At 71.5% G+C, this 7,227-nt stretch carries 8 protein-coding genes; 3 read left to right on the forward strand and 5 right to left on the reverse strand.

All coding sequences use genetic code 11. The features are described from left to right. Positions 1–266, forward strand: a 266-nt coding sequence (locus G3I65_RS08290) for a hypothetical protein (protein ID WP_203612319.1), incomplete at its 5' end; no start/stop codon positions are given. 104 nt (positions 267–370) lie between these two features. Here G3I65_RS08290 and G3I65_RS08295 read toward each other — a convergent pair. Both G3I65_RS08295 and G3I65_RS08300 read right to left on the reverse strand, forming a co-directional pair. Next, positions 371–2,782, reverse strand: coding sequence for a hypothetical protein (locus tag G3I65_RS08295; RefSeq protein WP_160695571.1), 2,412 nt, complete (start codon positions 2,780–2,782; stop codon positions 371–373). A 27-nt stretch (positions 2,783–2,809) separates the two neighbouring features. Further along, positions 2,810–3,559, reverse strand: coding sequence for an IclR family transcriptional regulator (locus G3I65_RS08300; RefSeq protein ID WP_160695572.1), 750 nt, complete (start codon positions 3,557–3,559; stop codon positions 2,810–2,812). A gap of 122 nt (positions 3,560–3,681) precedes the next feature. On the opposite strand from G3I65_RS08300, the gene G3I65_RS08305 reads away from it, so the two are divergent. After that, positions 3,682–4,791 carry a mandelate racemase/muconate lactonizing enzyme family protein gene (locus G3I65_RS08305; protein WP_160695573.1) on the forward strand — a complete coding sequence of 370 codons (1,110 nt, stop codon included), beginning with the start codon at positions 3,682–3,684 and terminating at the stop codon, positions 4,789–4,791. Continuing rightward, positions 4,779–5,912: an iron-containing alcohol dehydrogenase gene (locus G3I65_RS08310; RefSeq protein ID WP_309235332.1), complete on the forward strand. Its 1,134-nt coding sequence runs from the start codon at positions 4,779–4,781 to the stop codon at positions 5,910–5,912. The genes G3I65_RS08305 and G3I65_RS08310 overlap by 13 nt, the downstream gene beginning before the upstream one ends. A 162-nt stretch (positions 5,913–6,074) precedes the next feature. Here G3I65_RS08310 and G3I65_RS08315 read toward each other — a convergent pair whose 3' ends face one another. The 3 genes from G3I65_RS08315 to G3I65_RS08320 all read right to left on the reverse strand — a co-directional run. Next, positions 6,075–6,488: an Lsr2 family protein gene (locus tag G3I65_RS08315; protein ID WP_160695574.1), complete on the reverse strand. Its 414-nt coding sequence runs from the start codon at positions 6,486–6,488 to the stop codon at positions 6,075–6,077. 140 nt (positions 6,489–6,628) lie between these two features. Then, entirely contained in the window at positions 6,629–6,796 is a 168-nt protein-coding gene (locus tag G3I65_RS56395; protein ID WP_166639812.1) for a hypothetical protein, read from the reverse strand. Positions 6,797–6,964: 168 nt separating this feature from the next. Next, a partial coding sequence (locus tag G3I65_RS08320) for a hypothetical protein (protein ID WP_203612297.1) occupies positions 6,965–7,227 on the reverse strand: 263 nt, incomplete at its 5' end.

Below are 7,227 nucleotides of genomic sequence, written 5' to 3' on the forward strand. Positions count from 1 at the left end.
CCGCCAAGCCGGCCACCACGCGCTCGACCACCACGCGCACCCGCGCCACCGCGGCCAAGCCGGCCGCCAAGGCCACCACCGCCACCAAGGCGGCCCCGAAGACCGCGGCGAAGACCACCGCGGCCAAGGCCACCACGGCGAAGGCGACCACCACGCGGGCGAAGACCGCCGCCGCCAAGCCGGCCGCGACCAAGACCGCCGCGGCGAAGAAGCCCGCCGCCGCCAAGGCCCCGGCCAAGCGCACCTCGGCCGCCAAGAAGAAGTAACACCGCTCGAAAAGGGCCCCGCACCGAGTTCGGTGCGGGGCCCCTTCGTCGTCTACCCGGACAACGTGGATATCCGTGTCGCTGAAGGACCATGATCGGGGTCCTCAGGTGCGTTCGCGCCACCGGGCAAGCGACTCGTGCACGTCCTTCAAGACCTGGTCGTCCGCCGCGGCGTCGAGGACCAGCTGTTCCAGCTCGCGCACGGCTGCCTCGACGTCCCCGCTTTCTCCGATCCAATGCGCGCGACGGCGGCGAAGACCGAGGGTCCAGCCGTCGTCCGGGCCGCGAAGCCGGGTTGCCAGCGCGACGAGTTCGTCGAACTTCCGCACCGCTTCGGCGGGATCACCGGCTTCGCCGATCCACCTTGCCAGGCAGCGGCCGATCCCCAGGACATTCGTGCTGGGCGGATCTTCCAGCTCGGTCGCATCGGCCACGACGTCGGTCAGCAGCCGGACCGCCTCTTTCGGGTTTCCTGTCTCGCCGACGCACTCCGCGAGGTGTTCACGGTATGCGAGCGTCTTGAGGTGGAACCGGCCGTTGGTGACGGTGCTTTCCACGAGGAGTGCTTCCCAGATCGGCATGGCGCCGGCGTGGTCTTCCGACTCCATCATCAGATACGCGAGATGAGCCCGGACGGCACGTACGTCATCGGGGTGCTGCTGCTGGTCTTCCATCTCCCGGACCAGCTCGCGCATCGTCGCGACGGCCAGCTCCCAGTCGCCGGCCCGGCCGATCTCGCCGGCTGCCGCCTCCCTCGCGAAGACCGTCCTTCGGTGTGCGCTGCCGAGAGCGCGCGCACAGTCTTCGGCCAGTCGCTGGTAGAGGTCGACCGCTGTCCGGTGGTCTCCGCGCATCGCCGTCCAGTTGGCGATGCCGAACCGGATGCCCAACGTCGTTTCCGCGTCGGCGCCGAGAACCTCGGTGGCCCGGGGCAGGAGAGCTTCGAGCCGGCGCAAGGCCGTAGCCGTGTCACCGTTGTGCCCGATCTCCCACGCCACGAGATCGGCGGCCTCGATCGCTTCGGGGGCGTCCGGGTCGCGTGCTTCGTGCCGCCGGAGTTCCTGCTGGGCGAACCGCAGTCCGGTGGCACTGCCGTCCCGCTCCCGGATCAGGTGACACCGGCGGGCCGTGCCGGGCATGTGCCCGGCTTCCTGCGCGTGGCGGAACGCCGCTTCGGCCGCGCCCAGCAGGTGCCAGGCCCAAGCCATTTCACCGATCTCCATGGCCTCTTCGGCGGTGGCGCCGGTCAAGAGGGCGACCAGGACTTCGGGGGCGACGGGATCCTTGGGCACAGCGTCGATGAGGTAGTCGAAGGCGAGGTAGGTGTCGCCGTCGTGCGGCAGCAGGAGACTGCTCGTGGCGTGCAACGGCGTGGTCGCCCAGGCCATTGCCGCCTCGGCTGATTCGGGCCGGAGCAGCCGGCCGCCGCGGCGGTCGAGGTAGTGCCGGTGCAGGTCGTGCAGCACCGCCTTCGGCAGCGGCCGGTGGATGCCGACGCGGCGGGCGTCGGTGGCGGCGGTGACGAGGGCGGCGGCACGGGGGTGTGTTCCGGGTGCCCAGGCGTCCTGCAGGTCGGCGAGCAGCTGTGGGCCGGCGGCCAGGTACTCGGCCACGCCGAAGCGATCGCTGTGCTTCAGTGCTTCCTGGATGCCGGAATCCGCGCAGTGCTGTTTCGCGCGCATCAGTTCTTCGGGTGACCACGTGCGGGGCAGCGTCACGCGGGTGGCGAGCCGGAGCACCTCCCAGCCGCGGCGGACCGCGTCCCGGCTGGGACCCTCCGTGCCGCCCACCCGGCCGGAGTACTTGGCGTATTCCTCGGCGCGCATCGTCGCGATGATCAGTCGATGACCGCCCGCTCCGGCGAGCACGTTCCCGACGGTCGCACCGGTCAGGCCGTCGGCGCCGAGGAAGCGTTCCAGGTCGTCGAGCCACAGCACGACGCGGGAGTTCTCCTGTGCCGCACGGGCCGCGGAGGCGAGCGCCTCTTTGCCCGCCGGCTGGATCAGCTTGTGTTCCGGGTAGTGCGCTCGCATCGCTTCATAAGCCGCGCGGCTCTTGCCCGCCGTCGACTCGCCGACGATGAGCACGAACCGGTCCCGCCGGATCAGCTCGCCGAGGCGTTCGGTGATGTCGCGCGCGACGAACTCCGGGATCCGGGCGCCGGCGGCGGGATGGACGCCGAGCGCGACGGCGTTGTCGAGCTCACGTACGCGGGGCAGCCGGCCGCGGTCGCCCAGCAGCATCAGCCCGGAAAGCTGACGGCGGTACTGGTCTCGATCCGCCAATGCCTTCGCACTTCGTGACGTCCAGACACCGGTGACGATCGTTGCCACTGTCGCGGCGCCGGTCGCGAAGGCCGCCGGTAGCCACAGCCGGGTGAGAACCAGCGTCGTGGCGGCGAGCGCCGCGGAAACCAGGACCGCGACCCAGCCGGGTCTCCCGCGTCTCACTTCCGTCGGCCCCCTCGGGACAGCTCGAAGACGAGGCTTCCGAGAATACCGCCTGAATTCGATCATCGACAGAGAGTGAATGCGGCACGTGAATCATGGAGATTTCACCGCGGTGGTCACCCACCCGAGGTGGGCGGAAATGCTTGCCGCCGCCCTCGCCGTTTCCCGGCCCGCCGCCTCGAGACCCTCGCCCAGCCTCGAAACCGGAGCCGAGACGTTCAACGCCGCGACCACGCGGCCGCGGAAGTCGCGGATCGGGGCCGACACTCCCACCAGACCCGGCTCGAACTCCTCGTGAACCCGGGCATAGCCGTCCCGCCGGGCTTCCTGGATCTTCAGCCACAGCTCCGGCAACGAAGGAACACCGGCGAAACGGATGTAAAGCTCGTCCGGGGTGGCATCGAGCAGCAGGACGCGCCCCGCCGACGTGCTGGGTGCCGGGACGCTTCGGCCTTCCCAGCCGTGCACGCGAAACGAATGGCCCGACACCGACAGCAGCGTCAGGACCTCCTGGTCGCGCAGGACGCAGAGGTGGGTGGTCTCCTCGAGTTCGGCCGCCAGGTCGCGCATCACCGGCTCGGCCGCGCGCGCCAGCCGGTCCTCGATCGTGCGGGCGACCAGGGAGAACAGGCGCCAGCCCATGCGGTAGCCGAGGGTGTCCGGGTCGCGTTCGACGATGCCCTCCTCGGCCAGGGCCTTCAGCGCGCGGGACACCTGGCTCTTCTCGCGGCCGGTGAGCTGGGCGAGGCGGACGACGCCCAGCTCGCCCGCGCGCTGCGCCTCCGGGGAAGCCAGGGCCTCCAGCAGGTCCAGGTCGCGGCGCAGGCCGCCGGGAGTGGGCATGGCTCGGAAAGTACCGGGAGTTGGCGTCAGCGCAACGCGCGTTGCGATGTCCGGCCGAGTCTTGCTCGGCGGTTTCGCGTGCTCTTACCGTCGGCCGTACCGCCGATCGACCGGGAGCGCCCATGAAGATCACCGCCATCGTGCTCGATCGGCTGCGGCTGGCGCTCGATCCCCCGCTGCGCGCGGCCTGGGATCCGGATCCCCGGCGGCACTTCGACGCCACCATCGTGCGCGTGCACACCGACGAGGGTGTCACCGGTATCGGCTCCGGGGACACCATGGCCGGGTTCGCCGCCGTCGAGCACCTCTTCCTCGGTGCGGACCCGCTGGACATCGTCCGGCACGTCAAGGCGATCGAGACGGTCAACTTCCACGGCGGCCGCTTCTGGCCGCTGGAAGCCGCGCTCTGGGACGTCGTCGGGCAGGTCGCCGGGCTGCCCGTCGCGGCGCTGTTCGGAAACGCCGCCCGCGCGCTGCCCGCGTATGCCTCCACCGCCGAGCTGAAGCCGCCGCCGGAGCGCGTCGAGACCGCGTTGCGGGCCCGGGAGGCCGGGTTCCGGGCGATGAAGATCCGCATCGGCCGCGACCACGTCGCCGACGGGGTCGCCGCCGTCGCGGCCGTGCGGGACGCGCTCGGGCCGGACTTCGGGATCATGGTCGACCTCAACCAGTCCTGGCGGATGGCCGGCGACACGAGCGCCGCGGCCGACCTGGCGAAGACGCGGGAACTCGTGCGCCGCCTCGCCGAGCTGGACGTGCTGTGGGTCGAGGAACCGTTGCCCTACCACGACCTGGCCGGGTTCAAGACGCTCCGGGCGGAGAACCCGGGCGTCCGGATCGCGGCGGGCGAGATGCACCACTCGGTGCCGGAACTGCTGCGCTACCTGGAAGAGGACGTCCTGGACGTCTACCAGATGGACGTCGTGCTCGCGGTCGGCATGCACCGGGCCCGCACGCTCGCCGAGCTGGCGCAGCTCAAGCACCGCGCCTTCACCCCGCACAGCTGGACGAACGGCATCGGCGTGCTGGCCAACCTGCACGTCTCGGCAGGCGTCGGCGGCGGACCGTACTTCGAGTTCCCCTGGGACCCGCCAGGGTGGACGCCGGAACGCCGCGACTTCATGCTGGCCGAGCCGGTGAAGATCAACGACGCGGGCGAGGTCGAGGTGCCGCGCCGGCCCGGGCTCGGCGTCGAACTGGACGAAGAGGCGGTGCGGCGGTGGCGGATCTGACCCGCGGGAGGCTGTCCGTCGAGCTGAGCGGCCGCACCGAATACGGCCCCGGTGTCGTGGCCGAACTGCCCGCCTTCGTCGAGCAGCTGGGCCACGCGCGGGTGTTCGTCGTCACCGACCGCGGGCTGCGGGCCACCGGGATCGTCGGCCGCGTCGAGAAGATCCTGGCGGGGCTGGAGTACGCCGTCCACGAAGACGTCGGGCCGAACCCGTCGACGGCCGAGCTGGACCGTGGCGCCGCCCGGCTGCGCGCGTTCGGCGACGCCGTGGTGCTCGCGCTCGGCGGCGGATTGGCGCTGGACGCGGCGAAAGGCATCTCCCTGCTCGCGGGCAACCCGCGGGCCGTCGCCGCGGACGCCGACCGGCTGTGGGACGCCGCCGGCGGCCTGCCGCTGATCGCCGTTCCGACGACGGCGGGCACGGGCGCGGAGACCAACGGCTTCGGCGTTACCGAGGACGTCCGCGCCTGCCGCAAGGTCTACATCGGACATCCGTCGGTGAAGCCGCGGATCGCCGTCCTGGACCCCGAGCTCACGCTGGGCCTGCCCGCGGCGGTCACCGCCGCGTCCGGCCTGGACGCCCTGGTCCACGGCATCGAGTCGCTGTCCTCACGCGGTTCGAGCCCGATTTCGGCCGCGTACGCCACGCAGGCGATCAGCCTGGTCGGGCGCTGGCTGCCGGTGGCTTTCCGGGACGGGAGCGACCTCGAGGCGCGGTCGCAGCTGATGCTGGGCGCCCACCTGGCCGGGCACGCCCTGACGTTTTCGGGACTCGGGCTGGTCCATGGCATCGGGCACGCGCTGACCGCGCACACCGGGACCCCGCACGGCGTCGCGCTGGCGGCGGTGCTGGAGGAGGTGATGGAGTTCAGCGCGGAGGCCGCCGCTTCGGCTTACGAGAGCACGGCGTGGGCGCTGCGGGTGCCGCCCGGCTCGGCGATCGGCGCGGTGCGGGAGATTTCCGGGGCGCTCGGGATCAAACGGCCGTTGCGGGAGCTGGGGGTGGAACGGGACCGGATCGCGGTCATCGCGGCGGACGCGGTCGCCGACGCTGTGACGAAGAACGCTCCGCGCCTGGCACGGGAGGCCGAGGTCGTCTCACTGCTCCGGTCGGTTTACTGACGGGCTCAAGAGCCAAAAGAATGCCGGCGGGAATTCGGGCCGGCGCCAAAAGTGACGATCCGGTCGCGGGCCGTACCGGGGGAATGGCCTCCGTCGGCGGCGAGGGTGTTCAGTCCTTGCCGCCAACGGGCCGGGTCCCCAGAGATACCGCCGGCCACCGCCTTACTTCTTCGCGGCGGCGACCTTCTTGCGCGGGGCACGCTTGCGCGGGGCGGCCGCGGGCGTTTCCGCTTCCTCGACCTGGGCCTGCTCGTAAGCCGCGATCACCTCGGAGGAAAGGCGGCCGCGCTCGGAGACCTCGTAGCCGTTCGCGTTGGCCCAGGCGCGGATCTGCTGGTTGCGCTCGCGGTCGGTCGTGCTGGTCGTGGTCGACTGGCCGGTGGCCACGCGGACCTTGCGGCCCCCGATGCGGCGGCCTGCGGAAACGTAGCGGGCCAGTTCGTCGCGCAGGGCGGTGGCGTTGTCGTCCGACAGGTCGATTTCGTAGGTGACGCCGTCGAGGCCGAACTGAACGGTCTGGGCGGCTTTGCTGCCGTCGATGTCGTCCAGGATCTCGACGAGGACTTTCTGGGCCACGGGAATGCTCCTCAGCTGGATGTGCGCTCGGCGAACGCGACGTGTGACAAGTTGCACAATGGTCGTCGTTCTTCGGTGGAGTGTATCCAGTCGAGGATCGCTACGGCAATTTCCCGGCGACTTACCCGACGTCCGGCGGGTTAATCGGCTCGCATTCCCGGATCGAAGCCCGCTTCGCCCGGCGTCTCCCCGTCGTCCGCGTCGGCCAGGTGGGCCTCTTCCGCGGCCTCCTTGGCCTCCTTGATGGACTGACGGCTGCGGGCGAGGTCCGCTTCGGGGTCCTGCGGCCGGTTCTCGTGCTCCGTCATCGCGACTCCTTTGCCGGGGCTGGTTCCCGGCGGCTACCCCGGAACCGGGAACCGCAACCGCCGGCGTTCACCCCAACGGGTGGGCCGGGACCGGTTTCGGGGCGCCTGGAACGCGGAAGGGCCCCGCACCGGACTTCGGTGCGGGGCCCTTCCAGCGGTGAAGCTGTGTTACTTCTTCTTGGCGGCCGAGGTGCGCTTGGCCGGGGCCTTGGCGGCGGCGGGCTTCTTCGCCGCGGCGGTCTTGGTCGCGGCCGGCTTGGCGGCGGCCTTGGCGCGGGTGGTGGTGGCCTTCGCCGTGGTGGCCTTGGCCGCGGTGGTCTTCGCCGCGGTCTTCGGGGCCGCCTTGGTGGCGGTGGCCTTGGCGGCCGGCTTGGCCGCGGTGGCGCGGGTGCGCGTGGTGGTCGAGCGCGTGGTGGCCGGCTTGGCGGCGG

It is taken from the genome of Amycolatopsis sp. SID8362 (genome assembly GCF_010550475.1).
GTDB lineage: Bacteria > Actinomycetota > Actinomycetes > Mycobacteriales > Pseudonocardiaceae > Amycolatopsis > Amycolatopsis eburnea.

What these genes read in the sequence shown, in the direction of transcription:
- G3I65_RS08295 (WP_160695571.1), bottom strand. Translation starts at nt 2,782, where the DNA reads ATGATCGAATTCAGGCGGTATTCTCGGAAGCCTCGTCTTCGAGCTGTC.
- G3I65_RS08300 (WP_160695572.1), bottom strand. Translation starts at nt 3,559, where the DNA reads ATGCCCACTCCCGGCGGCCTGCGCCGCGACCTGGACCTGCTGGAGGCC.
- G3I65_RS08305 (WP_160695573.1), top strand. Translation starts at nt 3,682, where the DNA reads ATGAAGATCACCGCCATCGTGCTCGATCGGCTGCGGCTGGCGCTCGAT.
- G3I65_RS56395 (WP_166639812.1), bottom strand. Translation starts at nt 6,796, where the DNA reads ATGACGGAGCACGAGAACCGGCCGCAGGACCCCGAAGCGGACCTCGCC.